The sequence below is a fragment of the Cellulomonas fengjieae genome, from assembly GCF_018388465.1.
Classification (GTDB): Bacteria; Actinomycetota; Actinomycetes; order Actinomycetales; family Cellulomonadaceae; genus Cellulomonas; species Cellulomonas fengjieae.
Genome location: NZ_CP074404.1, coordinates 2,995,937 through 3,021,850 on the forward strand (window position 1 = coordinate 2,995,937; position 25,914 = coordinate 3,021,850).

Genomic DNA, 25,914 nt, shown 5'->3' on the forward strand with positions numbered 1-25,914 from the left:
GACTGGGTGAGGAACCTCGCTGTCCTGCTGATCATCGGCGTCACCATCTACTGCGTGATCGACGTGCTGCGCAGCAGCGCCGCCGAGCGGCTCGGCGTGCACAAGGGGCTGTGGGTCCTGCTGGTCCTCGTCGTCCCGGTGCTCGGGCCGCTCGCCTGGCTCGGCGTGCGCTGGTCGCGGCGCTCCTCCGGTGGGCCCACGCAGGCGCCGAACCGTGGCCGGACCACCGGTCCGGACGACGACCCCGACTTCCTGTCGCGGCTCGACGAGGAGCACCGGCGCACGGACCCCGGCACGTCCGACGGCCCGCCGGCGGCGTGACCTGAGCGGGCGCGCCCGAGCCGCCGGACGGTGGCGTCAGACGCCCGAGTAGGAGTGCTTCCCCGTGACGACCAGGTTCACGACGGTGAAGTTGGCGATCACGACCGCGTAGCCGACGAACACGAAGTACGCCGCCCGCCGCCCGCTCCAGCCGCGGGTGGTGCGCGCGTGCAGGTAGGCCGCGTAGACCACCCAGGCCACGAACGTGCCGACCTCCTTGGGGTCCCAGCCCCAGTACCGGCCCCACGCGTGCTCTGCCCAGATGGCGCCGCCGATGAGGGTGAAGGTCCACAGGACGAACGCGATCGCGTTGAGCCGGAAGGACAGCGCCTCGAGCTCCCGCGAGCCGGGCACCTGCTCGAGCCAGCCGAACCTCGGCCCGCTGACCAGCGTGCGGAACCGGTCGGAGCTCGACCGGCCGGCGGTCCCGACGCCCACCGCAGGTGCGTCCTGGGCCAGGCCCTCCTCGCGGTAGCTGCGCAGGACCTGCAGCGCGGAGGACGCGAACGCGACCGTGAAGATGCCGGTCGCGATGATCGCGACGCCGACGTGCAGGATCAGCCAGTAGCTCTGCAGGGCCGGCTGCACCGCGTCGGCCTGGATGTAGAAGGCGTTGAGCGCGAGGACGAGGGCCAGCACCGAGATGCCCATGACGAGCACGCCCACGAAGGCGATGACCCGGCGGTGCTGCACGACCGTCAGCACCAGCACGGCGACGAACACACCGACGATCGTGAACTCGTACATGTTGGCGGTCGGCCACCGGCCGGCGGCGATCCCGCGCAGCACGATGCCGGCGAAGAGCAGGACCAGCCCCAGCACCGTGGTCGAACGGGCGATGCCCTCGGCGCGGATCGAGCGGCCGGGCGCGCGCTGGGCCTCGGACCCTGCGACGGCGGTCGCGGGACGCCCGGATGCACCGGCCATCGCGGCCTCGGGCACGCGCTTCTGCGAACGCTCGGCGATGCGTGCCAGGTCGATGCTGAACGCGACCAGGGCGACGGTGAACGCGGTCGCGGCCCCCCAGACGAGCAAGGTGCTCAGGTCACCGGTGGTCATGGTGTGCCCTCTCCTGAGGTCGGGCCGCGGGGAGCGACCGGGGGTCTGTCATCGGTGCGGGTCGCCAGCTGCGCGAGCACCCGGTCGAGCTCGGGCTGGAGGCCGACGTCGTCGCCGCGGGCCAGGCCGGCCGCGGTGACCACTGTACGGGGGTCCTGCCCGCCGGTACCGGGCGCGAAGCGGAGCCAGAGGCGTCGGCGGGGCGCGAAGAGCGAGGTGGCCAGACCGGCGAACGCGAGCAGCGCGAACACCAGCACGAACGGCAGCGCCGGGTCGTGGCGCAGGTCGAGCGCCACGTACCGGGGCAGGCCGTCGAAGGTCAGGGTGCCCATGCCGTCCGGGAGGTCGACCGTCTCGCCGGGGCGCACGACGAGCGTCACGGGGCTGTCGTCGGCGTCCATGAGCTGCGTCATCCGGGACTCGTCGAGCTCGTACACGTTCTGCGGCACCCCGGTGTCCAGGCCCAGGTTGCCCCGCCACACCGCGAGCACCAGCGCGGGGTCGTCGGGCTGGGGGTGGACGGACGCGTAGGCGGGGCCGAAGGCCGTCTCGCGCACGTCGACCGTCGGCAGCAGGTAGCCGACGAGGCCGATCTGCTCCTGGTCGCCGGACACGTCAGGCACCTTGACCACGCCGCGCGAGGTGTACACCTCGTCCTGCGGCAGGAACGGCGTGGGGCCGGAGAACGCGACCTGGCCCGAGGCGTCGCGCACGGTGAGCTCGGGGGCGTACCCGTTGCCCTGCAGGTAGACCTTGGCGCCACCGGCCGTGAGGGGGTGGTTGACCTTGATGGTCTCCGCCACCGGGTCCTCGCCGGGGTTGGTCAGCGTGACGTGCGCGGTGAAGTCGCGCGACTGCAGCGTGACCGGGTCGAACCGGGACTCGAACTCGTCGAGCCGCAGCGTGAACGGGACCAGGCTCTCGGGCGAGAACGCGGTGCCCTGCTCGAACGTGTCGTAGTCCACCTGGGCGTTGGCGAAGCCGCGGCCCTGGACCACGATCGCCTGCCCGCGGTAGTGCAGCATCTGGCCGGTGGCCACGGAGATGAGCAGGCCGACGAGCGCAAGGTGGAACAGCAGGTTGCCGGTCTCGCGCAGGTAGCCGCGCTCCGCGGAGACCGACCACGTGCCGCCGCCCTCGTCGCGCGCGTCCACCCGGTAGGTCGGGACGAACGGCAGCCAGCGCCACCCGGCGCGCAGGACGCCCACCGCGTCCTGCGCGGCCCGCTCGGGCGACGCCTCGACCGAGCCGGAACCCTGCGCCGGGAACCGGGCGAACCGGCGGGGCGCGCGCGGCGGCCGGCCGCGCACGCCGGCGAGGTGCACCTTGGTGCGCGGCAGGATGCAGCCGACCAGCGAGACGAACAGCAGGATGTAGATCGCCGAGAACCAGACCGACGAGTACACGTCGAAGAACCCGAGCCGGTCCAGCCAGGGGCCCGCCGTGGGGTGCTCGGCGATGTAGGTCGCCACCCGGGCGGCGTCCTGCGCGCGCTGCGGCCAGACGGTCCCGGGCACCGCGGCCACGGCCAGCAGCATGAGCAGGAGCAGCGCGACCCGCATGCTGGTGAGCTGGCGCCAGGCCCAGCGCAGCCAGCCGACGAACCCCAGCGCGGGCAGGGACGCGGGCACGGTCGACGTCGGGGCCGGGGCCTCCGTCGGCTCGGCGAAGACGTCGGAGAGGCCCTCGGGGCGGTGGGTCGTCACGTCACACCACCGGCACGAACGGGCCGCCACCGACGAGGACGCCCTGCAGCCAGGAGGACCACGTGCCCCAGACGCCGGTCACGAGGGCGAGGCCGAGGATCACGAGCATCCCGCCGCCGATGCGCATGATCGCGAGCCGGTGCCGGCGCAGGAAGCCGAGCATGCGCGCGCTGCGGTCGATGCCGAGCGCGACCAGCAGGAACGGCAGCCCGAGGCCGAGGCAGAACACCGCGGCGAGCAGCGCCCCGCGACCCGCCGACCCCTCGTCGAGGGAGAGCGTCAGGATGGCGGCGAGCGTCGGTCCGATGCACGGCACCCAGCCGAGCCCGAACGTCACGCCGAGCAGGGGTGCGCCCCACAGGCCCGCGCGGGGCGCGAGGTGCAGGCGCCGCTCGTTCTGCAGGAACGGGATCAGTCCCAGGAACCCGAGGCCCAGCACGATGACGACGACGCCCAGCACGCGCGTGATGGGGTCCTGGTACTCGACCAGCAGGCCGCCCAGGGAGCCCGCGAGGACCGCGAGCGCGACGAACACGGCGGTGAACCCGGCGACGAACAGCGCGACGCCGAGCAGCACGCGGCTGCGGGCGGGGGCCGTGCGCACGAGCGTCGTCCCGGTCGGGACCGCGACGCGCTCGGCGGCGCCGGTCATGCCGCCCAGGTAGCCGACGTACGCCGGGACGAGGGGCAGCACGCACGGCGACGCGAACGAGACGAGCCCGGCCAGCAGCGCCACGGGGATCGCCAGCAGCAGCGAGCCGGAGACCACCGTCTGGCCGAAGGCGTCACCCGCGTCGAGCAGCATCATGACGCGGGCTGCGGGGCGGGCTGCTCCGCGAGGAGCTCGTCGACCATCGAGCGCAGGGTCGTCGGGTCGGCGAGGCCGAGGATGCGTCCGGCGACGTGGCCCTCGCGGTCCAGCAGGATCGTCGTCGGCACCGCGTTCACCGGCACCGTCCCCTGCAGCGCCGCGATCGCCGTCCCGTCCGTGTCCGCCAGGCTCGGGTACGGGACCGCGAACTGCCGCTCGAACGCCTGCGCGGTGCCGGCGTCGTCCGTGCGGTTGATGCCGAGCAGGCGCACGCCGTCGTCGGCGTAGTCGGTGGACAGCGCCGCGAGGTCGGGCGCCTCGGCGCGGCACGGCGGGCAGTTGGCATACCAGGTGTTCAGGACGACGACGTCGCCGCGCCAGTCGGCCACGTCCTGCACGGTGCCCGCGAAGTCCGTGCCGGCGAGATCGAGCGGACCCGACCTCTCGCCCACGGGCCACGTGGTGGTGCTGCCGTCACCGGACTGGTAGCCCTGGTCGACGACGTCGTCCGGGGTGGTGGAGGCCTCGGGCGCGCACCCCGCGAGGAGCAGCACCGCGAGGGCGCTCACGACGAGCGTGCGCCCCCGCACGTCAGGCCCCCGCGACCGTGGACGCGCCGGGCAGCAGCACCGCGGCGGGCTCGCTGTAGCCGATCCCGACCAGCGTGTCGTCCTCGAAGCGCAGGCTGGTCAGGGACGCGACCGAGCACTGCCGCTTGCGCGGGTCGTGCCACAGGTGCCGGTTCTCGAGCGCGAGCCGCGTGACCCAGACCGGCAGCTGGTGGCTGACCAGCACGGCCTCGTGGCCGCGGGCCAGGGTGCGCGCCTTCTCGACGGCGGCCAGCATGCGGTCCACCTGCTCCTGGTACGGCTCGCCCCAGGACGGCCGGAACGGGTTGCGCAGGAAGGGCCAGTGCTCGGGGTGGCGCAGCGAGCCGTCGCCGACGCCGAACGTCTTGCCCTCGAAGTGGTTGCCCGCCTCGATGATCCGCTCGTCGGTGCCGACGTCGAGTCCGAACGCCTCGGCGATGGGGCGGGCCGTCTCCTGCGCGCGCTGCAGCGGCGAGGCGACGACCGCGACGACGTCCCGGCGGGGACCGCCGGACTCCCCCGCGAGGTGGTCGGCGACCATGTGGGCCATCGCCACACCGCGCTCGGACAGCCGGAAGCCGGGCAGCCGCCCGTAGAGCACGCCGCCGGGGTTGTGCACCTCGCCGTGCCGCATCAGGTGGATCGTGGTCGCAACCATGGGTCCAGTCTCGCAAACACTCCTGTGTTCCCCGGACACCGGGCCCGTCACTCTGCGTGACACGCGCCACCCGTGAGGTGCAGGCGGACGGTCTCCATCGCGTCGCCCAGTGCGGCGAACTGCTCGGGGCTGAGCACGTCGACCAGGTGGTTGCGCACGGACTGCACGTGGCTCGGCGCCGCGGCGACCAGGGTCTGCCAGCCCTTCTCGGTCAGCGTGCAGTTGACGCCGCGCGCGTCCTCGACGCACGGCAGCCGCACCACGAGGCCCTGCTCCTCCATGCGCCGGATGGTGTGCGTGAGCCGGCTGCGGGAGTGCGCGAGGTTGTCGGCCAGCTGCGCCATCCGCAGGGTCCGCTCGGGCGCCTCGGAGAGCCGCACCAGGACCTCGTACTCGTGCCTGGACAGCCCCGTCTCCTGCTCGAGCTCGTGGTCGAGCGCGGCGTACAGGCGGTCGACGCCGCCGCGGAAGGAGCGCCAGTGGGCCTGCTGCTCCGCGTCGAGCCACTTCACGGTGGTCGGGGTGTCGGTCGTCATGCCAGTACTCCTTGCGTGGACTGCGGTTGCGCGCGCGCTGCAACTGTAGTACAACTTTGAACTAACAGTTTGGTTGACGATTCAACAACCAGGAGGACATCTCGTGAGCACCGCCACCACCGCAGTCCCGACCGGCCTGACCGCAGGCACCTGGGCGATCGACGCGTCCCACACCGAGGCCGCGTTCACCGTCCGGCACGCCGGCATCTCGAAGGTTCGCGGCACGATCGCCGTCACCGGGGGCACCGTCGTCGTCGGCGAGGACCTGACGGCGACGTCGGTCTCCGTCACGCTCGACCCCTCGACCGTCACGACGGGGGACGCCACCCGCGACGGCCACCTGAAGTCGGGCGACTTCTTCGACGTGGAGAAGTTCGGCCAGTGGACGTTCGTCTCCACGCAGATCCGCGAGGCGGGCGGGCACCACGTGATCGCCGGTGACCTCACCATCCACGGCGTCACGCGCCCCGTCGAGCTCGAGACCGAGTTCAACGGCACCGCGGTCGACCCGTTCGGCAACACCCGTGCCGGCTTCGAGGCCACCGTGACGATCTCCCGCAAGGACTTCGACCTCACCTGGAACGCGGCCCTCGAGGCCGGCGGCGTCCTGATCTCCGACAAGGTCGTCATCACGCTCGACGTCTCCATCATCAAGGGCTGACGCAGCAGCACGTCCGCCGGCGGCCGGGTCCCCCGTGGACCCGGCCGTTCGCGCGTTCACGCGCCCGTGCCGGTGCGCCGGTGGTCGTGGAACGCGAGGATCTGCAGCTCGGAGGCCACGTCCACGGCCCGCAGGTCCACGTGCGGCGGCACCCGCAGCGCACGCGGCGCGAACGTGAGGATGCCGACCACCCCCGCGGCGACCAGGGCGGTGCACACGTCCTGCGCCACGGCCGCCGGGGTCGCGATGATGCCGATGGTGGCGTCCGCCGCGCTCACCACGTCGGACAGCGCCGACGACGGCTGCACCACCAGCCCGGCCACCGTGGTGCCGACCACGGCCGGGTCCGCGTCGATCAGGCCGACGACCGCGAAGCCACGCTCGGCGAACACCGAGTAGCTGGCAAGCGCGTGGCCGAGGTTGCCGATGCCCACGATGACGACCCGGCGCTGGGTGGTCAGCCCCAGGGCCACCGAGATCTGCTCCGAGAGGTGCACGACGTCGTACCCGACGCCCCGCCGGCCGTAGGAGCCCAGGAACGACAGGTCCTTGCGCAGCTGCGCCGGGGTCACCCCGGCGCCGGCGGCCAGCTCCTCCGACGACGTCGTGACCACGCCGTCCTGCGACAGGGACCGCAGCACGCGCACGTAGCCCGGGAGCCGGGCGACCGTGGCGGGCGGTACGTCGCGCCCGCGCGAGCGGCCCGCCCCCGGCTCCACCGCACCGGTGCGCGCCCGGGGGCCTGTCCGTTGTGTGTCCACCTACGACCCCCGTGCCGCCCGTCGGACCCGGTCACCCGGGCCCCGCTGGTCAGGCTAGGGGTCGGGGACCGGCCGCCGTAAGGGTTCGGCGCAGACGCGCCGCGTCGATCCGCCAGTAGCCCTGCTGCACCCCGTCGACCTCGACCACCGGCACCAGCTCGCCGAGCTCGGCGACCAGGTCCCGGCCGGGCACCTGGTCCGAGTCGATGTCGACCTCCGACCACGGCACGCCCGTCTCGTCGCACACGGCGCGCACCACCTCACGCGCCTCGTCGCACAGGTGGCAGCCGTCCCTGCCGAAGAGCACCACTCGAGTCATGGCGACAGAGTCTCACCGATCGGGGTGGTCGTCCGCCGCGCCGGACCCCCGCCGTCGTTACAGTGACCGGGTGCGTCAGGCGTCCGGGAACTCCAGCGCCCCCTCTCCCGTCCTGCGGGACCCGGGGTCCGGTCCGGGCGGTCCCGGCACGGGCGCGTTCTTCGACGTCGACAACACGATCATCCGCGGGGCCAGCGCGTTCCACCTGGCGGTCGGCCTGTACCGCCGCGGGTTCTTCCGCAAGCTCGAGCTCGTGGAGTTCGCCATCCACCAGCTGCGCTACCGGATGTTCGGGGAGAACACGGACCAGATCGACGAGCTCCGCAGCCGCGCCCTGTCGATCATGAAGGGCCACTCGGTCGCGGAGGTGACCGCGATCGCCGAGGACGTCTACGACGAGGTGCTGTCCCTGCGCATCTACCCCGGGACGCAGCGCCTGATCGACCAGCACATCGCCGCCGGGCACTCGGTCTGGCTGGTCACCGCGACGCCCGTCGAGATCGGTTCGCTGATCGCCCGCCGGCTCGGCGTGACCGGCTCGCTGGGCACGATCGCCGAGCACGAGGACGGCTTCTACACCGGCCGACTGGTGGGCGACATGCTGCACGGCCGGGCGAAGGCCGACGCCGTCCGCGCCCTGGCCGAGCAGGAGGGCATCGACCTGTCGATCTCGTACGCGTACGGGGACTCGACGAACGACGTCGCGATCCTGTCCGAGGTGGGCGTCCCGTGCGCTATCAACCCGGACCGTCGCCTGCGCCGCTACGCCGCCGAGGTCGGCTGGCCCGTGCGCGAGTTCCGCAACCGCCGGCGCAACGCGCGCCGCGGCACGACCGTGGCCAGCCTGGCCGGGCTGGCCTGGGCGGGCGGGCTCGTGACGCGGACCCTGCTGCGGTCGTGGCGCGGCCCGGGCGGCGAGGACGTCCTGTGACGGCCGTGCGCGCAGCCGAGCACAGCGACCTCGACGCCCTCGCCCGGCTCGCCGCGCTCACGTTCCCCCTGGCCTGCCCGCCCGGGTCGACGCCGGCGGACCAGCAGGAGTTCATCGACACCGTGCTCTCGGTCGACCGGTTCGCCGAGTATCTCGCCGACCCGCTGCGCGACGTGCTCGTCGCCGGTGACGGCGAGCCGGTCGGGTACACGATGCTCGTCGCCGGGGAGCCCGCGGACGAGGACGTGCGGGCCGCCCTGCGCCTGCGCCCGACGATCGAGCTGTCCAAGTGCTACGTGCACCCGGCCCACCACGGGGCGGGCGTCGCGCACGCGCTGATGGACGCCTCGCTCGACGTCGCGCGGGCGCGCGGCGCCCGCGGGATGTGGCTCGGCGTCAACCAGCAGAACACGCGCGCGCAGGCGTTCTACCTGCGGTCCGGTTTCGCCGTCGTCGGGACCAAGCACTTCACCGTCGGCACCCGCGTCGAGGACGACTACGTGCTGGAGCGGCCGCTCTAGTCGTCCTGCTCCTCGCGCGCCGTCGCGACGGGCCAGCCCTCGTCGTCCCAGGCGAGCTCGCGGAGCTCGAGCCGGAAGTCGCCGCCCGCCGCCGCGTCGTAGTAGTGGAACGCGAGGTGCCCGCGCGAGACGGACTGCCCGCCGGGACCGACCATGTCGCCGACCGTGCCCAGCAGCGGCTCGCCGCCGTCGAGCGTCATGTCCGTGCCCGACCGGTCCACGTACGGCCCCGTCACCTCACGCGAGCGCCCCACGGCCATGTTGTACGTGGAGTCGCTGCCGCGGCAGCACGTGTCCCGCGAGACGAACAGGTAGTACCAGCCGTCGCGGAGCACCAGGTAGGGCGCCTCGATCGCGTTGGGCGGGGCCGTGCGGCTGGCGATCGTCACCGGGGTCGCCCCGTCGACCGGCATGCCCGAGGGCCACGTCAGCTCGACCAGCTGGATGCCGCCCCAGAACGAGCCGAACGCCATCCACGGCGTGCCGTCCGCGTCCTCGACCACGCCGGGGTCGATCGCGTTGTAGTCGGTCTCCCCCGGTACGGACGCGATGACCTGGCCCTGGTCCACCCAGGCGTAGTCCGGGTCGTCCGGGTCGAGCGTCGTGTTCGTCGTCAGGCCGATGGCCGAGCCGTTGGTGCCGAACGTCGAGACCGAGTAGTAGAGGTAGAACGTTCCGTCGTTCTCGATCACCTCGGGGGCCCAGAAGTTGGACACCCCCGACACGGCCTCGTACGCCCACTGCGGCCGGGTCGCGGCGTCCCAGACGGTGCCGACCAGCTCCCACGTGAGCCCCTCGTCGGTCGACCGCCGGATCTGGGGTGCGCCGAGGCCCTCGCGGACGTCGCCCGTGGAGAACACGTACCAGGGCTCCCCCTCGTCACCGACCACCAGGGCCGGGTCGTGCGTGCGGATGTCCCCGGTCAGGGACAGAGCCGTCGCGGCGGGCTCGGGCTTCGGCCACAGCAGGACCGCCGCCCCGGCCCCCAGGACGACCACGGCCACGGCACCCGCCACGACGGCGCGGCGCACGGCGGTCAGACCCCCAGCCGAACGACGTTCCAGGACACCGGCGGCACCTCGACGGTCAACCGTCCGTCCCGCACGGCCGCGGTGGCGTTGCGGCGCGGCGCCACGGAGGTGTCGTCGTCGGCGGTCGCCGACCACGTGTGGTCGGGGTTCGACAGCGTCGTCGCCTCCACGACGCGCAGGCCGGGAAGCGCACGGGCGTCCACCTCCAGCGTGACCGTCTCCGTCAGCGACCGGTTCACCGCGAACAGCGCGACGGCGCCGGTCTCGGGGTCCCGCGTGGCGACCGCGTCGACGAGCGCGGCGTCGCCGTACCTGGCCGTCTCGTAGGTCGGCGCCTCGACGGCGACCTGGAGCACGTCACCGCGGGCGTACCGCGACGCCTGGGCGAAGGGATGGAAGATCGTCTGCTTCCAGGACCGGCCGCCGGGCTCGGTCATGATCGGCGCGATCACGTTGACCAGCTGGGCCAGCGAGGCCGCGTGCACGCGGTCGGTGTGCCGCAGCAGAGAGATCAGCAGGTTGCCGACCACCACCGCGTCGGCCACGTTGTACCTGTCCTCGAGCAGCACGGGCGCGACCGGCCAGTCGTGCCCGGTCGGCGGCCTGGACTCCGCGCGGTGCTGGTACCAGACGTTCCACTCGTCGAACGAGATGTGGATGCGCTTGTCCACCTTCTTGTGCGCCCGGACGGCGTCGGCGGTCGCGCTCACGGAGTCGACGAAGTGGTCCATGTCCACGGCGGAGGCCAGGAACGAGCCGAGGTCGCCATCCTCCTCCCAGTAGTACGCGTGCGCGGAGATCAGGTCCACCTGCTCGTACGCCTCGGCCAGCACGATCCGCTCCCACTCCCCGAACGTCGGGATGGCGACGCCGGACGAGCCGCAGGCCACGAGCTCCAGGTCCGGGTCGACCATGCGCATCGCGCGGCCGGTCTCGGCGGCGAGGCGGCCGTACTCGTGGGCGGTCTTGTGCCCGATCTGCCACGGGCCGTCCATCTCGTTGCCCAGGCACCACATGCGCACGTCGTGCGGCTCGGCCGCGCCGTTGGCGCGGCGCTGGTCGGACAGCCGGGTCCCCCCACGGACGTTGCAGTACTCGAGCAGGTCCAGCGCCTCCTGCACGCCGCGCGTGCCCAGGTTGACGGCCATCATCGGCTCGACCTCGGCCAGCGCGGCCCAGCGCATGAACTCGTCGACACCGACGGTGTTCGGCTCGGTGGAGTGCCACGCGAGGTCCAGCCGGGCCGGGCGCTGGTCACGCGGCCCGACGCCGTCCTCCCAGCGGTAGCCCGAGACGAAGTTGCCGCCGGGGTACCGGACCGTGCTGACTCCCAGCTCCCGGGTGAGGTCGATGACGTCCTTGCGGAACCCGTCGGCGTCCGCCGTCGGGTGCGCAGGGTCGTGGATGCCGGTGTAGACGCAGCGTCCGAGGTGCTCGACGAACGAGCCGAACGTGCGCCGGCGGACCGGACCGACCCGGAACGCCGGGTCGAGGGTGAGTCGGACGGGGATCATGAGGTCTCCTGGTTCGGTCGGTCGTGCCGAGCGCGACGGTCTGCGGCGCCATCATCGACTCGCCCTTTACATCGTTGTAGAGGCATACTGCACGGCGCTCCCGATCGCGTCAACCAACCGTTACCAGGTTGTGGCTTGACCTCGGACGGGAACTCGTGCGATGTTCTACATCGTTGTAGATCAACGTTGTAGATGCAACGCTGACCAGGCGAATGAGGTCAACGACGACCCCGACGGACCGTCCCCCGGTCCCGACGACCGTGACCTCGCAGATCCTCGGGATATGGGAGGCAGGACGATGAAGAGGAACAGGCTCATCGCAGGCGCCGTGTGCGCAGCGGTCGCCGGCGCGCTCACGCTCACGGCGTGCAGCGACGACGGCGCAGGCGGCGACGACGGCGCCAAGGAGATCACGTTCATGTTCCGGGGCGGCCCGGACGAGAAGGCCGCCTACGAGGCGGCCATCAAGAAGTACACGGCCGACACGGGCGTCAAGGTCAAGATGATCGTGACCGACGCCGACCAGTACGCCACCAAGCTGCAGGCGGCCGTGGCCGGCAACAACGTTCCCGACGTCTTCTACATCGAGCAGGCCACGCTGCAGTCCTACGTGAGCTCGGGCGTGCTGATGGACATCACCGAGCAGGTGGACGCCAGCGGCGTGGACCTGGACAACATCTGGCCGTACGGCGTCGACTCCTACCGGTTCGACGGCACGCTGCAGGGCACGCCCGGCGGCAAGCTCTACGGCCTGCCCAAGGACGTCGGGCCGTTCTCGTTCGGCTACAACAAGACGATGCTCGAGGCCGCCGGGATCCCGCTGCCGGACAAGGACGTGCCGCTCACCTGGGACGACTTCGTCGCGATCAGCAAGCAGCTCACGGTCGACACCGACGGCGACGGCGCCGTCGACCAGTGGGGCACCGGGCTCAACGTCCAGTGGAACCTGCAGTCGATGGTGTGGAGCAACGACGGCGACTGGACCAACGCCGACCGCACGGAGGTCACGGTGGACAGCCCCGAGTTCGCCGAGGCGCTGCAGAAGTTCGCGGACCTGACGAACGTCGACAAGGTGACCCCGTCGGCCTCCGACGCCGCCACGCTGGACACCTACCAGCGCTGGATGGCCGGCGAGATCGGCTTCTTCCCGGTCGGCCCGTGGGACGTGTCCGTCTACAACGACCTCGAGTTCGACTACGACCTGATCCCGTGGCCGTCGCTCGGTGGCGGCGAGTCGGCCACCTGGATCGGCTCTCTCGGCATCGGCGTCTCCGCGACCACGAAGCACCCCGAGGACGCGGTCAAGCTCGTCACGTACCTGAGCACCGACGCCGACGCGCAGCAGACGCTCGTCGACGCCAACATCCAGATCCCGAACCTCATCGACATGGCGGAGACCTGGGCGGCCGAGGAGGGCGCCGAGCCCGCCAACCGGCAGGAGTTCCTGGACATCGTCCAGGACTACGGACGGGCGATGCCGGCCGCGTTCACCTACGGGGCCGAGTGGTACGACGAGCTGTGGACCAACATCCAGCCCGTGCTCGACGGCAAGCAGACCGCCGCTGAGTACCTGGCGGAGGAGCAGCCGAAGATGCAGACGCTCCTCGACGAGTCGAACGCCACGGCCGAGCAGGCCGCGGCCGGCAGCTAGCACCACCTCCTCCCCGTCCCCGCCGCCCGGGCACGCCCCCGGGCGGCGGGGACCCCTGGAAAGGTCCGAAGATGACTGCGACCGTCGAGTCGACCCGCGCCGACCTCACGTCCGAGCAGCGGGCCAAGCAGGCCAACCGCCGCCTGCACCGCACCGAGCACCGCTGGGCCCTCGCGTTCGTCGCGGCCCCGGTCATCGGGTTCCTGCTGTTCACGCTGTACCCGATCGGCTTCGCCGTCTACGCGTCGCTGACCAGCTGGAACGGCCTCGGCCCGATGACGTTCGTCGGGCTCGACAACTACGTGACCCTGTTCGGCGACGAGTACTTCCGCATCTCGCTGTACAACACGTTCTTCTACATGATCGGCATCCCGATCGGCCTGGCGCTCTCGCTGCTGCTCGCGCTGGCGCTCAACCGCAAGATCCCCGGCCGCACGGCGTTCCGCGCGATCTACTACGTCCCCGTCATCTCGTCGCTCGCCGCCATCGCGATCGTCTGGCAGTTCGCCTACAACGGCGACTTCGGCCTCATCAACCAGGTGCTCGCCTGGTTCGGCATCGAGGGCCCCGACTGGCTGCAGAACACCGCGACCGTCAAGCCCGCGATCATCCTCATGGCCATCTGGAAGGGCCTCGGGTACTCGATGCTGCTGTACCTGGCCGCTATCCAGGGGGTCCCGCCGTCGCTGCACGAGGCCGCGGCACTGGACGGCGCCAACGCGTTCCAGCGGCTGCGGTCGATCACCCTGCCGATGCTGCGTCCCGTGACGTTCTTCCTCGTGGTCACCAACATCATCGCGGGGTCGCAGATCTTCACGGAGATCAACATCATGACACCGGCGGGCGGACCGGAGTTCAGCTCCGCCTCGATCGTCTGGTACATCGTGCGCAAGGCGTTCAAGTACCAGCAGATGGGCTACGCGACGGCGATGTCGATCGTCCTCGGCCTGATCGTCTTCGTCATCACCCTCATCCAGTTCCGCCTCAACCGGCGCAACAGCTTCAGCATCGACTGAGCGAGGACACCACCATGGCTACGACCCTGATGAAGCCCTCGACGCCCGCGGTGGCGCCGGCCGAGAAGGCGCGGCGCAGCGCGAGCTCCCAGAACCGCCTCGGCAACATCGCCGTGTTCGTCCTGCTGGCGGCGGGCTCGCTCGTGATGCTCGCACCGCTGCTGTGGATGTTCACCACCGCACTCAAGACGAAGGTCCAGGTCTTCGCGCTGCCGCCGGTGTGGATCCCGGACGCGCCGCAGTGGGACACGTTCGTGCGCATGTGGAGCGAGGCGCCGGTGCTCTCCGGCTTCAAGAACAGCCTGATCGTCGCGCTCAGCGTCACCGTGGTCGGGTCGATCACGTCCGCGCTCGCCGCGTTCGCGCTGGCCAAGCTGCGGCTGCCCTACAAGAACGCGATCTTCCTCGTGCTGCTCTCGGGCCTGATGGTGCCGTACCCGACGATCATGATCCCGCAGTTCGTCATGTTCTCCCGGCTGCACTGGGTGGACACCCTGCTGCCGCTGATCGTGCCCCTGCTGTTCGGGAACATCATCATGATCTTCTTCCTGCGGCAGTACCTGTCGAGCGTGCCCGACTCGATGATCGAGGCGGCCAAGATCGACGGTGCGTCCTACCTGCAGATCTTCCGCGTGATGATCATGCCGATGATCCGCCCCGCGATCGCCGCCCAGTTCATCCTCTGGTTCATGGCGATCTGGAACGACTACCTGGCGCCGATCCTCTACCTGAACACGGCGGAGAAGCAGACCCTCCAGGTGGTCATCGCCAACCTCAACGTGGAGTTCGCGACGCAGCGGGACTACCCGCTGATCATGGCCGCGTCCTTCGTGGCCCTGCTGCCGATCCTCGTCGTGTTCCTGATCTTCCAGCGGCAGATCATCGAGTCCGTCGCGCTCACCGGCTCGAAGGGCTGACCGTGCTCCCGACGACCCCCGACACCGCCCTCTGGGGCGGCCGGCACGCGCACGACCCGACCGCGGTCCGCGACGACGACGGCACGTACTGGCTGTTCTCCACCGACGCGTGGGCCGACGGACCGGTGCGCGCAGGCGTGCAGGTCCGCCGCTCCAAGGACCTGGTCACCTGGGACTTCCACGGCTGGGCGCTCGACGGCGTGCCCGCCGACGGGGCCACCTGGTCCGGCGCGGCGGGCCTGTGGGCTCCCGACGTGGTGCGGGTGGGCGACGAGTGGCGCATGTACTGGTCGGCGTCGACCTTCGGCTCGCGCACGTCGGCCATCGGCCTGGCGGTCGCCCCGCACCCGACCGGCCCCTGGGCGGACCGCGGGCTCGTGGTGACCAGCCTGCACGACGTGGACGGACCGAACGCGATCGACGCGAACGCGGTGGTGGACACCGACGGACGGCACTGGATGGTCTACGGCTCGTTCTTCCGCGGTATCTACGCGCTCGAGCTCGACCCGGCCACGGGTCTCGCCCGGGGTGAGGCCCCCGGGATCCTGCTCGCACGCCGGCCGCACAGCGTGGAGGGCGCGATCGAGGGCGCGTTCGTGGTGCCGCGCCCCGGTGGCGGCTACGCGCTCGTGGTCTCCTACGACTCCCTCTTCTCCACCTACCACGTCCGCGTGGGGGTGTCGGAGGCGCTCACGGGCCCGTACGTGGACCGCGCGGGTCGCGCGCTGACCGACCTGGACGGCGACCCCGCACTCGTCGGCACCCTCATGCTGGCCGGCCACGCCCTGGACGGCGGACGGCGCTGGCTGGCGCCCGGCCACGCGTCGGTGCTCACGGACGGAGACCGGCAGCTGCTGGTGCACCACGTCCGCGACGCCGGCGACCCCACCCGGCACGAGGTGCAGGTGCGCCGGCTCCTGTGGACGGCCGACGGCTGGCCCGTGGTGTCCCCGCAGCCCTGGGCCGGGGACGCGGAGCCCGACGACGGCCCGCCCACGGACCCGGCTGCGCTGGCCGGGACGTGGGAGGTCGTCACGTTCGACCACGCCACGGCCGGTGGTGTCGCGCAGTCGCGCACCGTGCGGGTCGACGACGACCTGCTGGCCGCCACCCGGTCGCACGGCGCCGGACGGTTCTCGTGGCCGGGCCTGGAGCTCGTCGTGTTCGGGTCGGTCGACGCGGTGCGCGGCGTCCGGACGCTGTCGTTCGCCGGCCTGGACGAGGACGGGAACGCCACCCTGGGCACCCGGGTGGTCCAGCCGTGAGCGCCGCCACCCACGACGACCTCGCCGTCGGCGGCTGGGCGGGGCGCGTCATGGTCTTCCTGCGCGTGGGCACCCAGCTCGTCGCGGTGAACGTGCTCGTGGCGCTCGGCACGCTCGCGGGCGCCGTCGTGCTGGGCGCCTGGCCCGCGCTCGCGGCCGGGAGCGGCCTGCTGGCGCGGCTCACCACCGGCACGCCCTCGGAGCACCTGTGGCGCGAGTTCTGGGCCGCCTACCGGACCGGCTTTCACCGGCTGAACCTGCTCGGGGCACCGCTCACGGTCTGCTTCGTGCTGCTGGCGCTCGACGCCTCGGTGCTCGCGGCGGCGTCCGCGGGCCCCACCACGGCGGCCCTGACGGTGGGCGTGCTGGTGCTGACCGCCTATCTCGTGGTCGCGCTCGCCACGCTCCTGCCGGTCGCGCGGCGGTACGACGACGTCCCGGTGGCCCGCACGTGGCGCTTCGTCGCCGTCGCCCCGCTCCTGTCGCCGCTGACCAGCCTGGCCGTGCTCGTCGTGCTGACGGTCCTGGTGGTCACGTTCGGCTACGTGACCGTGCTGGTCCCGCTGGTCGGGGTGAGCCTGCCGCTGCTGGCCAGCGGCTGGCTCGTCGAGCAGCGGCTGACCGCGCTCGACGCCCGCGCGGCCTGACGCTCAGGGAGGCCTGACGCTCAGGACGGCGCCGCGACAGCCTGCTCCCCCAGCGTCGACTCCCGCACGACGATCTCGAAGTCGGTGACCACCTGCACGAAGGGTGCGTCGGGCTCGACCTCCTCGATGCGCGCGAGCAGCAGGTCGACGGCGGTCGTGGCGATCTGCTCGCGGCCGGGCGCCACCGTGGTCAGCGTCGGGGACGAGTACGCGGTCTCCTCGATGTCGTCGAAGCCGATCACCGCGATCTGCCCCGGGACGTCGATCCGCCGGGCGTGCAGGACGTGCAGGGCACCGAGGGCGAGCGCGTCGTTCAGGCCGAACACCGCGTCGATCTCGACGCCCGAGTCCAGCAGCCGCTCCATCGTCTCGGCGCCGGTCGCCCGGTGCCACAACCCCGCCTCACCGACGAGCGCCGGGTCCACGGCCAGCCCGGCCTCCTCGAGCGCCTGCCGGTAGCCCTGCACGCGCAGCGCGGCGGACCCCATCGTCTCGCCCTCGTGCGCCCCGACCACGGCGATGCGGCGGCGGCCGAGGTCGAGCAGGTGCTGCGTCGCGGCACGCGCCGCCTCGACGTTGTTCATGGTCACGTGGTCGGCGGGGCCGCCGAAGATCCGCTCGCCCAGCAGCACCATCGGGAAGTCGACGTGCAGCGCCGCCGCGTCCTGCGGGCCGAGCGCCAGGGGCGAGAAGATCAGCCCGTCGGTGAGGTGCCGGCGCTGGCCCGAGAGCACCTCGAGCTCACGCTCCCGCACCGCGCCGGTCTGCTCGATGAGCACGGTGAGCCCGCGGGCCTCCGCCGCGCGGATGAGGGAGTCGGCCAGCTCCGCGAAGTAGGGCAGGGACAGCTCCGGCACGGCCAGCCCGATGATGCCCGTGCGGCCGCGGCGCAGGTTCCGCGCCGAGATGTTCACCTGGTAGCCGAGGTCCGCGATGGCGGCCTCCACCCGCTCCTTGGTGGCCGGCCGGATGTACTGGTAGCCGTTGACCACGTTGGAGACGGTCTTGATCGAGACCCCCGCTCGCGCGGCGACCTCGTGCATCGTCACCGCCGCGCCCCGCCTGGACGTGCTCATCGCCATCTCCCGTGTGCGCATCCACCGCCGAGGGACAGCGTCCCAGACGAGTGAAACTCTACATCGTTGTAGAAGGAATGTGCCGGAAAACACGACAGGCCCGGCGGATGCCGGGCCTGTCGTTGTCAGCGGGCGACCTCGCGGCCGCCGTGCCTCACTTCTTGTTGCGACGCTGGTGACGCGTCTTGCGCAGGAGCTTGCGGTGCTTCTTCTTGGCCATCCGCTTGCGGCGCTTCTTGATGACGGAGCCCATGGGTCCTCACTCGCTTTCGGTGGAAGCCCGGCGACGGGCCGTTCTGGTGGTCGATCGACGCGTAGAAGATCGAGTCACATCGAGTCGCCCACGCACGAACAAAGTCCGAGACCCCACCTTACGCGATCTTCGATGCGCTCGGCGACGCGGCGCCTCAGGACGTCCGGCGGTCCTGCTCGCGCGGCTCCACGGCGGGCGACGACGCCAGGTAGTGGTCGAGCGCATCCTGCGGGACCCGGAACGAGCGACCGACGCGGACACCGGGCAGCTCGCCGGAGTGCAGCAGGCGGTAGACGGTCATCTTGGAGACCCGCATGACGTCGGCGACCTCGAGGACTGTCAGGTATCGCGTGCGGCCGGGCTGGTCGCGCTGGTCGCTCATGTCCTCTTCCGTCTCCGCCCGTCGCGCGGCGGGCCCGCGCACCCACCTGGCGGGTGCGTGATCAGCGTAGTGGCGCGTGGGACGGGTGGGATAGTGGGGACTCGTGGGACGTCGCCCGTGCGGCGCAACGGGTGGCCGCACGCGTCAGTCGTAGTCCGGGTCCAGCCCCAGGGTCGGGAACACGGCCGCGCGGGTGGCGCGGATGCTGCGGTCCACGTCGTCGCCGGGGTCGTAGCCGGCCGACCACGGACTGAACCGTGCGTCGCGGCCGTCGGTCATCTGGTCGGGACCGAGCCGGCCGTAGCGCTCACGCACCAGCGCGCGCCACTCCTCCGGGAGCTTGCTCTCGGGGTCGACCGGATGATGGGTCGCGATCCCGATCAGGTGCGTCCACGCCCGCGGCACGACGTCGACCACCGCGTACCCGCCGCCGCCGAGCGCTACCCACCGGCCGTCGGCCACCTCGTGCGCGAGGTCGTGCAGCAGCTCCGCCGCTCGGCGCTGACCGTCGATGGTGACCCGCAGGTGCGTGAGGGGGTCCAGGCCGTGCGTGTCGCACCCGTGCTGCGTGACCAGGACGTCCGGCGCGAACGCGCGGACCACGGCGGGCACCACGGCGTCCAGGGCGCGCAACCACCCGGCGTCGCCGGTGCCCGAGGGCAGCGCGACGTTGACCGCCGTGCCGGGCGCCTCCGGCCCCCCGGTCTCGCCCGCGTGCCCGGTGCCCGGGAACAGCCCCCGCCCGGTCTCGTGCAGGGAGACCGTGAGCACCCGCGGGTCGTCCCAGAACACCGCCTGGACGCCGTCGCCGTGGTGGGCGTCGATGTCGACGTACGCGACGCGCTGCGCCCCCGCGGCCAGCAGCGCGCGGATGGCGACGGCCGCGTCGTTGTACACGCAGAACCCGGACGCCGCGGCGGGCATCGCGTGGTGCAGGCCGCCCGTGACGTTCACCGCATGCATCGCCCGGCGCTCCCAGACCGCGAGCGCCGAGTCGACCGAGCCCTGCACCACCCGGGCGGAGGCCTCGTGCATGTCCGGGAACACCGGGTCGTCGGTGGTGCCGAGCCCGAACGCCAGGTCCGGTGTGCCGTCGACCGACGCCCGGTGCACCGCGGCGACGTACGCCGGGTCGTGCACCGTCTGCAGGAGGTCGTCCGACGCGATCTGCGCACCGACCAGGTCCACGCCCGGCGCCGCCAGCAGGCCCAGCGAGTCGGCGAGCCGGATCGTCAGGTCCAGGCGCTCGGACGTCATGGGGTGCCCGTGGCCGAAGTCGTACGCGAGCATCTCGCGCGACCAGACCACGCGCACGGGTGCGGGCGACGTCATGCGCTCACCGTCGCACCCGCCGCCGCCCGTGTCGACCGAGTACGACCGCGCCCGCGCCCGCACCCGCCTGTCGAGTCGAGCCGTACCCTGCTCCGTGCCAGAGTTGGCCCGACCGGCAGGCGCCGGCCGGTTGAGGGAGGTGTGATGGCGCGCGGTGGCCCCGGCGTGGCCTGGCGGGCGCGTGAGATCGTCGACCGCTCGGCGCGGCAGTCCCCTGCCCGGCTGGCCCTCGGCGTGTTCGCCCTCGTCATCGCGATCGTCACGGTGGCGCTGTCGGCACCGTGGGCCACGGCCAGCGGCGAGCGGGCGCCCTTCGTCGACGCGCTCTTCACCGCCGCCTCCGCGAGCACGGTGACCGGGCTGGTCGTCGTGCCCACCGGTGAGTACTGGTCGATGTGGGGCCTGATCGTCATCCTCGTCGCCATCCAGATCGGCGGACTGGGCGTGATGACGCTCGCGTCGCTGCTGGGCATGGCCGTGTCCCGGCGGATCGGGCTGACGCAGCGCCTGCTCGTCTCCTCGGAGACCAAGGAGACGCGGCTCGGTGAGGTGGGCTCGCTGATCCGGACCGTCATCATCACGTCCGTCGTGCTGGAGCTGGTCATCGCGATCGTGCTCTTCCCGCGGTTCCTCATGTTCGACGAGAACCTGGGCGACGCGGCGTGGCACTCGATCTTCTACGCGATCTCGGCGTTCAACAGCGCCGGCTTCGTGCCCACCCCGTACGGCCTGGAGCCTTTCGTGTCCGACTGGTGGGTGCTGATGCCGATCATCGTCGGCGTCTTCATCGGCTCGCTCGGCTTCCCCGTCATCCTCAACGTCGCCCGGCACCTGCGCGAGCCGCGCCGGTGGAGCCTGCACTCCAAGCTCACGGTGACCACGAGCGTCGCCCTGGTCGTCGCGGGATCGATCCTCGTCGCCGCCTTCGAGTGGACCAACCCCGGGACCTTCAAGCCCCTCGGACCGAGCGCCACCGCGCTCGCGTCGCTGTTCGCGGGGGTCATGCCGCGCTCGGGCGGCTTCTCGACGGTGGACGTCGGGGAGATGCACGAGGGCACCTGGCTGCTCATGGACGCGCTCATGTTCGTCGGCGGCGGCTCGGCGTCGACCGCGGGCGGCATCAAGGTGACCACGCTCGCCGTCATGCTGCTCGCGATCATCGCGGAGGGCCGCGGCGACAAGGACGTCGAGGCCTTCGGGCGACGCATCCCACGCGAGGCGCTGCAGGTGGCGATCGCCGTCTCGCTCGTCTCCGCGACCCTCGTGCTCGTCTCGTCGCTGCTCCTGCTCGCCATGACCGGCCTCACCCTGGACAAGGTGCTCTTCGAGGTCATCTCCGCGTTCGCCACCTGCGGGCTGTCCACCGGCATCACCGCCGACCTGCCCGACGGTGCCAAGTACGTGCTCACCGTGCTCATGTTCATCGGCCGGACCGGCACGATGACGCTTGCGGCCGCGCTCGCGCTGCGCAACCGTCGTCGGGTGATCCGGCTACCAGAAGAGAGGCCGATCATTGGCTGACAGATTCGGCGACTCCATGAAGGCGTCGCAGAACGCACCGCGCACACCCAAGAAGGACTCGGGCGTGCTCGTCATCGGGCTCGGCCGGTTCGGGTCCGCCATCGCGGCGACCCTGGACCGCCTCGGTCAGGACGTGCTGGCCGTCGAGCGCAACCCCGAGCTCGTCGCCCAGTGGGCCGGGCGGGTCGCGCTGGTCGAGGCGGACGCCGCCAACCCCGAGGCGCTCGAGCAGCTCGGGGCGCGCGAGTTCCCGGTGGCCGTCGTGGGCGTCGGGTCCTACCTCGAGGCCTCGGTCCTGATCACCGGGAACCTCGTGGACATCGGCGTCCCGCAGATCTGGGCCAAGGCCGTGAGCAACGAGCACGCGCGCATCCTGCAGCGCATCGGCGCGCACCACGTGGTGCTCCCCGAGGCCGACGCCGGCGCGCGCGTGGCCCACCTGGTGTCCGGCAAGCTCCTCGACTACATCGAGGTCGAGGACGGGTTCACCATCGTCAAGATGCGCCCGCCCAAGGAGACCCAGGGGTTCACCCTGGCGCAGTCGAAGATCCGCGAGCGGTACGGCGTCACGGTCATCGGCGTGAAGAGCCCCGGCATCGACTTCGTCTACGCCAACCCGGAGACGCGGCTGTCGCAGAACGACCTGATCATCGTCTCGGGCCACGCCGACCTGCTGGAGCGCTTCGCGGCGCGACCGTAGCGGCTCGTCCCCGTCGCTCGAGCCCGTCAGCTGCGGCCGAGCTCGTCAGTCCTACCTGACGAGCCCGGCCCGGACTGACGAGCTCGGCGGCCGCTCAGCGCCGACGGATCACCAGCAGGCGCTGCAGGACCACGAAGACCAGCAGCAGCACGCCGATGAAGATCCGGGTCCACCACGAGCTCAGGGTGCCCTGGAACGTGATGATCGTCTGGATCAGGCCGAGCACCAGCACGCCGAGCACCGACCCGAGCACGAAGCCGCTGCCGCCCGTCAGCAGGGTGCCGCCGATGACGACCGCCGCGATCGCGTCCAGCTCCATGCCGACGCCGGTGAGCGCGTAGCCGGAGCGCGAGAAGATCGCGAACAGCAGGCCGCCCAGCCCGGCGCAGGTGCCGCTGATGACGTAGACCAGCACCTTCGTGCGCGCCACGGGCAGGCCCATCAGCTTGGCGGACTGCTCGCCACCGCCGATCGCGTAGACGGTCCGGCCGAACCGTGTGTAGTGCAGCGTCACGAACGCGATGGCCACCACCGCCAGCGCGATGACGCCGCTCGGCGTGATCACCAGGCCGTCGTCGGTGCCCCAGCGGGTGCGCGCGAGCGCGACGATCGTCGGGTCCGTGATCGGGATGGACTCGGGCGCCACGATGTAGCACAGGCCGCGCGCCAGGAACATCGCGGCCAGGGTCGCGATGAAGGGTTGTATCTCGAACACGTGCACCATCACCCCGACCACGAGGCCGATGACGGTGCCGACGAGGATGACCAGCGGGATCGCGACCGCCGCCCCGTAGCCGTGCGAGAACATCCACGCGGCGACGCAGCCGGACAGCGCGACGACGGCACCCACGGACAGGTCGATGCCCCCGGTGAGGATCACGAACGTCATGCCGACGGCGATCACCACGAGGAACGAGTTGTTGATGAGCACGTTGGCCATCACGCGGCCGGTGAGGAAGTTCTCGTACCGGGAGCCGCCGATGGCGAGCATCGCGACCAGGACGAGCACCGTGCCGAGGACGGGCAGGTAGCGCTCGTCGATGCGGAGCCTGCGGACGCGTGAGCCGAGCGACGGCGGGGCGTCGGCGGGCCGGGTGAGCTGGTCGGTCGCCATCAGGCCGGCACCTCCACGGGAGCGGGGGCGGTCTGTCGTCGGCGCGCGCGCAGCTTGTGCCGGACCACGGGCGACTGCAGGAGGCAGACCAGGATGACGACGAGCGCCTTGAACAGGGACACCGCGTTGGCCGGGATGCCCAGGATCGTGACGGAGAACGTCAGCGTCGTGATGACGAGCACGCCGACGAGGGTGCCGACCAGCGAGAACTTGCCGCCGGCCAGCGAGGTGCCGCCGATGACCACCGCGAGGATGGCGTCGAGCTCGATGAACAGGCCGGCGTTGTTGGCGTCGGCCGCCATGATGTCCGAGGTGCGGATGAGCCCGGCGACGCACGCGAAGAACGCGCACAGGACGTAGACCGTCCAGACGATCGTCCGGGCCCGCACGCCGGCCAGCCGCGAGGCCACCGGGTTGATGCCGACGGACTCGATCAGCACGCCGAGCGCCGTACGCCGCGTGATCAGTGCCATCGCGAGGAAGAAGAACCCGGCGATCAGTGCGGCGACGGGCAGCCCCAGCCAGTACCCGGTGGCGATCGTCTTGAACGGCGCACTCGTGACGGTCGTGATCTGCCCGCCCGTGATCAGCATCGCGATGCCTCGGCCAGCGGTCATCAGAACGAGCGTCGCGATGATCGGCTGGATGCCGACCACCGAGACCAGGAACCCGTTGAACACCCCGATCAGCAGGCAGACCAGCACCGCGCTGCCGACCGCGGACCCCACGACCGCGAGCGAGCCCGGGTTGTCGGAGGCCGCGATCTGGGACAGCGCGACCGCGCCCGCGATCGCCATGACGGCACCGACGGACAGGTCGATGCCGCGGGTCGCGATGACGAGCGTCATGCCCAGCGCCACCAGCAGCAGGACGCTGGAGCGGCGCAGGATGTCGATGGGCCCGCCGTACAGGTGGCCGTCGCGGACCGCGATGTCGAGGAACGTGTGCGACTTGAGCACGCACGCCAGCAGGAGCACGCCGAGCGCGACCACCGGCCAGAACAACCGGTGCCGGGTGAGGCTTCCGACGGCGCTCATGACTGTCCCCCGCTCGCGATGAGGTGGACGACGTCGTCGGTGGTGACGTCGTCGGAGTTGACGATCTCGGCGACCTTGCGGCGGTCGCGCAGCACCGCGATGCGGTGGGAGAGGCGCAGGACCTCCTCGAGCTCGGCCGAGATGAACACGACCGCCATGCCCTGGGCCGCGAGGTCGGCGACGAGCTTCTGGATCTCCGCCTTGGCGCCGACGTCGATGCCGCGGGTGGGCTCGTCGAGCAGCAGGAGCTTCGGGGCCGTGGCCAGCCAGCGGGCCAGCAGCACCTTCTGCTGGTTGCCGCCGGACAGGTTCCCGGCGATCGCGTCCGGGTTGGCCGGCCGGATGCCGAGGGCCTCGATGTACCGGTCGACCACCTCGTCGGACCTGCGCCGCGAGATCCGCCGCAGCCAGCCCCGGTCCGCCTGCAGGCCGAGCACGATGTTCTCGCGCACGGTCAGGTCGCCGACGATGCCCTCGGTCTTGCGGCTCTCCGAGGAGTAGACGATGCCGCGCGACAGGGCGCTGCGCGGCGTACGCATCCTCGTCGGCGTCCCCTCGACCCTGATCTCCCCCGCGTCCGCGTGGTCGGCGCCGTACAGCAGGCGCGCGAGCTCCGTGCGGCCGGAGCCGAGCAGTCCGGCGAGCCCGACGACCTCCCCGGCGTAGACGTCGAGGTCGAACGGCTCGATGGAGCCCTTGCGGCCCAGGCCGATCGCCTGCAGGTACGGCGCGGTGTCGGCACGCTCGGCGACGGACCGCTTGGGAGCCTCCTCGAGCTGCTCGAGGACCTCGAGGGCCCGGCCGATCATCTTCTGCACCAGGTCCACGCGGGACAGCTCCGCGGTCCGGTACTCGCCCACCAGGGTGCCGTTGCGCAGGACCGTCATCCGGTCGCTGATCGCATACACCTGGTCGAGGAAGTGCGACACGAACAGGATCGCGACGCCGCGGTCGCGCAGGGACCGCACGACGTCGAACAGGCGGGCGACCTCGTCGGCGTCGAGGCTGCTCGTCGGCTCGTCGAGGATGAGCACCCGGGCGTCGACGACCATCGCGCGCGAGATCGCGACCAGCTGCTGCACCGCGAGCGAGTGCGACGACAGCGACGACTTCGGGTCGATGTCGAGGTTCATGGTCCGCAGGTGGTCGCGGGCGGCGGCACGCGTCCGGCGCCAGTCGACGATCCCGGCGCGGCGGACCTCGTGGCCGAGCATGATGTTCTCCGCGACCGAGAGGTTGTCGCAGAGGTTGACCTCTTGGTACACGGTGCTGATCCCGGCGCCCTGCGCCTGTGCGGGACCGGCGAACGTGCGCTCCTGGCCGTCGACCACGATCGACCCGGAGTCGACCGAGTACACCCCGGTGAGGGCCTTGATCAGGGTCGACTTCCCGGCGCCGTTCTCGCCCATCAGGGCGTGCACCTCGCCGGGGAACAGCCGGAAGTCGACGCCGTCCAGCGCCTTGACCCCGGGGAAGGTGATGGAGATCCCCGACATGGTGACGATCGGGGCGGGGGTAGCTGTGTCGGTCATCGTCGACCTTTCGTCCGAGCCGGTCCCACGGTACCGGCAGGGCGGTGCTGCC

General features: G+C 71.7%; 28 protein-coding genes. 11 read left to right on the top strand and 17 right to left on the bottom strand.

The genetic code is table 11. The features are described from left to right. Positions 1–6: 6 nt before the first annotated feature. Positions 7–321 carry a PLDc N-terminal domain-containing protein gene (locus KG102_RS13835; protein WP_208212362.1) on the top strand — a complete coding sequence of 105 codons (315 nt, stop codon included), beginning with the start codon at positions 7–9 and terminating at the stop codon, positions 319–321. A gap of 36 nt (positions 322–357) precedes the next feature. On the opposite strand, the gene ccsB is transcribed toward KG102_RS13835, so the two are convergent. The 6 genes from ccsB to KG102_RS13865 are packed head-to-tail and all read right to left on the bottom strand — an operon-like array spanning position 358 to position 5,681. Continuing rightward, positions 358–1,380, bottom strand: coding sequence for a c-type cytochrome biogenesis protein CcsB (gene ccsB / locus KG102_RS13840; protein ID WP_208212364.1), 1,023 nt, complete (start codon positions 1,378–1,380; stop codon positions 358–360). Beyond that, complete coding sequence (resB, locus tag KG102_RS13845; RefSeq protein WP_208288353.1) at positions 1,377–3,086, bottom strand: cytochrome c biogenesis protein ResB; 1,710 nt, start codon at positions 3,084–3,086, stop codon at positions 1,377–1,379. The genes ccsB and resB overlap by 4 nt, the downstream gene beginning before the upstream one ends. A 1-nt stretch (position 3,087) precedes the next feature. Next, positions 3,088–3,894 (bottom strand): cytochrome c biogenesis CcdA family protein, encoded by an 807-nt coding sequence (locus tag KG102_RS13850; protein WP_208212368.1) that lies wholly within the window; start codon positions 3,892–3,894, stop codon positions 3,088–3,090. Beyond that, entirely contained in the window at positions 3,891–4,466 is a 576-nt protein-coding gene (locus KG102_RS13855) for a TlpA family protein disulfide reductase (RefSeq protein WP_249667328.1), read from the bottom strand. The genes KG102_RS13850 and KG102_RS13855 overlap by 4 nt, the downstream gene beginning before the upstream one ends. Before the next feature lie 22 nt (positions 4,467–4,488). Further along, complete coding sequence (locus KG102_RS13860) at positions 4,489–5,145, bottom strand: histidine phosphatase family protein (RefSeq protein WP_208288352.1); 657 nt, start codon at positions 5,143–5,145, stop codon at positions 4,489–4,491. 47 nt (positions 5,146–5,192) lie between these two features. After that, positions 5,193–5,681 carry a MarR family winged helix-turn-helix transcriptional regulator gene (locus KG102_RS13865; RefSeq protein ID WP_208212372.1) on the bottom strand — a complete coding sequence of 163 codons (489 nt, stop codon included), beginning with the start codon at positions 5,679–5,681 and terminating at the stop codon, positions 5,193–5,195. Positions 5,682–5,784: 103 nt separating this feature from the next. Here KG102_RS13865 and KG102_RS13870 point away from each other — a divergent pair, with 103 nt between their 5' ends. Then, the gene (locus KG102_RS13870) at positions 5,785–6,342 is read left to right on the top strand and encodes a YceI family protein (protein WP_208288351.1); all 558 of its coding nucleotides are present in this window, start codon (positions 5,785–5,787) and stop codon (positions 6,340–6,342) included. A 56-nt stretch (positions 6,343–6,398) separates the two neighbouring features. Here KG102_RS13870 and KG102_RS13875 read toward each other — a convergent pair whose 3' ends face one another. Together KG102_RS13875 and KG102_RS13880 are read right to left on the bottom strand one after the other, a co-directional pair. Then, complete coding sequence (locus KG102_RS13875) at positions 6,399–7,103, bottom strand: redox-sensing transcriptional repressor Rex (RefSeq protein WP_208212376.1); 705 nt, start codon at positions 7,101–7,103, stop codon at positions 6,399–6,401. A gap of 49 nt (positions 7,104–7,152) precedes the next feature. Then, positions 7,153–7,422: a glutaredoxin family protein gene (locus tag KG102_RS13880; protein WP_208212378.1), complete on the bottom strand. Its 270-nt coding sequence runs from the start codon at positions 7,420–7,422 to the stop codon at positions 7,153–7,155. Between the two features lie 112 nt (positions 7,423–7,534). On the opposite strand from KG102_RS13880, the gene KG102_RS13885 reads away from it, so the two are divergent. Together KG102_RS13885 and KG102_RS13890 are read left to right on the top strand one after the other, a co-directional pair. Beyond that, complete coding sequence (locus KG102_RS13885; protein WP_243884029.1) at positions 7,535–8,353, top strand: HAD family hydrolase; 819 nt, start codon at positions 7,535–7,537, stop codon at positions 8,351–8,353. Then, positions 8,350–8,874 carry a GNAT family N-acetyltransferase gene (locus tag KG102_RS13890; protein ID WP_208212382.1) on the top strand — a complete coding sequence of 175 codons (525 nt, stop codon included), beginning with the start codon at positions 8,350–8,352 and terminating at the stop codon, positions 8,872–8,874. Before KG102_RS13885 ends, KG102_RS13890 begins: the two co-directional genes overlap by 4 nt. On the opposite strand, the gene KG102_RS13895 is transcribed toward KG102_RS13890, so the two are convergent. After that, positions 8,871–9,905: an arabinan endo-1,5-alpha-L-arabinosidase gene (locus KG102_RS13895; RefSeq protein WP_208288350.1), complete on the bottom strand. Its 1,035-nt coding sequence runs from the start codon at positions 9,903–9,905 to the stop codon at positions 8,871–8,873. The genes KG102_RS13890 and KG102_RS13895 overlap by 4 nt on opposite strands. Positions 9,906–9,910: 5 nt before the next feature. Continuing rightward, complete coding sequence (gene arfA, locus KG102_RS13900) at positions 9,911–11,419, bottom strand: arabinosylfuranosidase ArfA (protein WP_208288349.1); 1,509 nt, start codon at positions 11,417–11,419, stop codon at positions 9,911–9,913. Between the two features lie 298 nt (positions 11,420–11,717). Here arfA and KG102_RS13905 point away from each other — a divergent pair, with 298 nt between their 5' ends. The 5 genes from KG102_RS13905 (at position 11,718) to KG102_RS13925 (ending at position 16,915) form a co-directional block, all read left to right on the top strand. Then, a complete protein-coding gene (locus KG102_RS13905; protein WP_208288348.1) occupies positions 11,718–13,070 on the top strand; it encodes an ABC transporter substrate-binding protein in 1,353 nt (450 codons plus the stop codon). 71 nt (positions 13,071–13,141) lie between these two features. Beyond that, complete coding sequence (locus KG102_RS13910; RefSeq protein ID WP_208212390.1) at positions 13,142–14,086, top strand: carbohydrate ABC transporter permease; 945 nt, start codon at positions 13,142–13,144, stop codon at positions 14,084–14,086. A gap of 14 nt (positions 14,087–14,100) precedes the next feature. Next, positions 14,101–15,003: a carbohydrate ABC transporter permease gene (locus KG102_RS13915; RefSeq protein WP_208288347.1), complete on the top strand. Its 903-nt coding sequence runs from the start codon at positions 14,101–14,103 to the stop codon at positions 15,001–15,003. A 2-nt stretch (positions 15,004–15,005) separates the two neighbouring features. Continuing rightward, positions 15,006–16,268 carry an arabinan endo-1,5-alpha-L-arabinosidase gene (locus KG102_RS13920; RefSeq protein WP_249667329.1) on the top strand — a complete coding sequence of 421 codons (1,263 nt, stop codon included), beginning with the start codon at positions 15,006–15,008 and terminating at the stop codon, positions 16,266–16,268. After that, a complete protein-coding gene (locus KG102_RS13925; protein ID WP_208212393.1) occupies positions 16,265–16,915 on the top strand; it encodes a YesL family protein in 651 nt (216 codons plus the stop codon). The genes KG102_RS13920 and KG102_RS13925 overlap by 4 nt, the downstream gene beginning before the upstream one ends. 20 nt (positions 16,916–16,935) lie before the next feature. Here KG102_RS13925 and KG102_RS13930 read toward each other — a convergent pair whose 3' ends face one another. From KG102_RS13930 to KG102_RS13945, 4 genes are all read right to left on the bottom strand, one after another. After that, a complete protein-coding gene (locus KG102_RS13930) occupies positions 16,936–17,991 on the bottom strand; it encodes a LacI family DNA-binding transcriptional regulator (protein ID WP_243883894.1) in 1,056 nt (351 codons plus the stop codon). Between the two features lie 154 nt (positions 17,992–18,145). Then, on the bottom strand, positions 18,146–18,244 hold the full coding sequence (locus KG102_RS13935) for a 30S ribosomal protein bS22 (protein ID WP_003792170.1): 99 nt from the start codon (positions 18,242–18,244) through the stop codon (positions 18,146–18,148). A 154-nt stretch (positions 18,245–18,398) separates the two neighbouring features. Continuing rightward, positions 18,399–18,626, bottom strand: coding sequence for a helix-turn-helix domain-containing protein (locus KG102_RS13940; protein WP_208212395.1), 228 nt, complete (start codon positions 18,624–18,626; stop codon positions 18,399–18,401). 144 nt (positions 18,627–18,770) lie between these two features. After that, the gene (locus tag KG102_RS13945) at positions 18,771–19,958 is read right to left on the bottom strand and encodes an acetoin utilization protein AcuC (RefSeq protein WP_208288346.1); all 1,188 of its coding nucleotides are present in this window, start codon (positions 19,956–19,958) and stop codon (positions 18,771–18,773) included. 144 nt (positions 19,959–20,102) lie between these two features. Between KG102_RS13945 and KG102_RS13950 the strand changes: the two genes are divergently transcribed. Both KG102_RS13950 and KG102_RS13955 read left to right on the top strand, forming a co-directional pair. Further along, entirely contained in the window at positions 20,103–21,479 is a 1,377-nt protein-coding gene (locus KG102_RS13950) for a TrkH family potassium uptake protein (RefSeq protein ID WP_208288345.1), read from the top strand. 16 nt (positions 21,480–21,495) lie between these two features. Beyond that, positions 21,496–22,179 carry a potassium channel family protein gene (locus KG102_RS13955; protein ID WP_208212687.1) on the top strand — a complete coding sequence of 228 codons (684 nt, stop codon included), beginning with the start codon at positions 21,496–21,498 and terminating at the stop codon, positions 22,177–22,179. Between the two features lie 94 nt (positions 22,180–22,273). Here the strand turns inward: KG102_RS13955 and yjfF are convergent, their stop codons facing one another. Genes yjfF through KG102_RS13970 form a run of 3 tightly spaced genes read right to left on the bottom strand, consistent with a single transcriptional unit; the run spans position 22,274 to position 25,862 of the window. Then, entirely contained in the window at positions 22,274–23,293 is a 1,020-nt protein-coding gene (yjfF, locus tag KG102_RS13960; protein WP_208212400.1) for a galactofuranose ABC transporter, permease protein YjfF, read from the bottom strand. Continuing rightward, complete coding sequence (locus KG102_RS13965; RefSeq protein WP_208212402.1) at positions 23,293–24,330, bottom strand: ABC transporter permease; 1,038 nt, start codon at positions 24,328–24,330, stop codon at positions 23,293–23,295. Before KG102_RS13965 ends, yjfF begins: the two co-directional genes overlap by 1 nt. After that, positions 24,327–25,862: a sugar ABC transporter ATP-binding protein gene (locus tag KG102_RS13970; protein WP_208288344.1), complete on the bottom strand. Its 1,536-nt coding sequence runs from the start codon at positions 25,860–25,862 to the stop codon at positions 24,327–24,329. The genes KG102_RS13965 and KG102_RS13970 overlap by 4 nt, the downstream gene beginning before the upstream one ends. Between the last annotated feature and the right edge of the window lie 52 nt (positions 25,863–25,914).

What these genes read in the sequence shown, in the direction of transcription:
- ccsB (WP_208212364.1), bottom strand. Translation starts at nt 1,380, where the DNA reads ATGACCACCGGTGACCTGAGCACCTTGCTCGTCTGGGGGGCCGCGACC.
- KG102_RS13850 (WP_208212368.1), bottom strand. Translation starts at nt 3,894, where the DNA reads ATGATGCTGCTCGACGCGGGTGACGCCTTCGGCCAGACGGTGGTCTCC.
- KG102_RS13860 (WP_208288352.1), bottom strand. Translation starts at nt 5,145, where the DNA reads ATGGTTGCGACCACGATCCACCTGATGCGGCACGGCGAGGTGCACAAC.
- KG102_RS13865 (WP_208212372.1), bottom strand. Translation starts at nt 5,681, where the DNA reads ATGACGACCGACACCCCGACCACCGTGAAGTGGCTCGACGCGGAGCAG.
- KG102_RS13880 (WP_208212378.1), bottom strand. Translation starts at nt 7,422, where the DNA reads ATGACTCGAGTGGTGCTCTTCGGCAGGGACGGCTGCCACCTGTGCGAC.
- arfA (WP_208288349.1), bottom strand. Translation starts at nt 11,419, where the DNA reads ATGATCCCCGTCCGACTCACCCTCGACCCGGCGTTCCGGGTCGGTCCG.
- KG102_RS13905 (WP_208288348.1), top strand. Translation starts at nt 11,718, where the DNA reads ATGAAGAGGAACAGGCTCATCGCAGGCGCCGTGTGCGCAGCGGTCGCC.
- KG102_RS13910 (WP_208212390.1), top strand. Translation starts at nt 13,142, where the DNA reads ATGACTGCGACCGTCGAGTCGACCCGCGCCGACCTCACGTCCGAGCAG.
- KG102_RS13915 (WP_208288347.1), top strand. Translation starts at nt 14,101, where the DNA reads ATGGCTACGACCCTGATGAAGCCCTCGACGCCCGCGGTGGCGCCGGCC.
- KG102_RS13930 (WP_243883894.1), bottom strand. Translation starts at nt 17,991, where the DNA reads ATGAGCACGTCCAGGCGGGGCGCGGCGGTGACGATGCACGAGGTCGCC.
- KG102_RS13935 (WP_003792170.1), bottom strand. Translation starts at nt 18,244, where the DNA reads ATGGGCTCCGTCATCAAGAAGCGCCGCAAGCGGATGGCCAAGAAGAAG.
- KG102_RS13940 (WP_208212395.1), bottom strand. Translation starts at nt 18,626, where the DNA reads ATGAGCGACCAGCGCGACCAGCCCGGCCGCACGCGATACCTGACAGTC.
- KG102_RS13945 (WP_208288346.1), bottom strand. Translation starts at nt 19,958, where the DNA reads ATGACGTCGCCCGCACCCGTGCGCGTGGTCTGGTCGCGCGAGATGCTC.
- KG102_RS13950 (WP_208288345.1), top strand. Translation starts at nt 20,103, where the DNA reads ATGGCGCGCGGTGGCCCCGGCGTGGCCTGGCGGGCGCGTGAGATCGTC.
- KG102_RS13955 (WP_208212687.1), top strand. Translation starts at nt 21,496, where the DNA reads ATGAAGGCGTCGCAGAACGCACCGCGCACACCCAAGAAGGACTCGGGC.
- yjfF (WP_208212400.1), bottom strand. Translation starts at nt 23,293, where the DNA reads ATGGCGACCGACCAGCTCACCCGGCCCGCCGACGCCCCGCCGTCGCTC.
- KG102_RS13965 (WP_208212402.1), bottom strand. Translation starts at nt 24,330, where the DNA reads ATGAGCGCCGTCGGAAGCCTCACCCGGCACCGGTTGTTCTGGCCGGTG.
- KG102_RS13970 (WP_208288344.1), bottom strand. Translation starts at nt 25,862, where the DNA reads ATGACCGACACAGCTACCCCCGCCCCGATCGTCACCATGTCGGGGATC.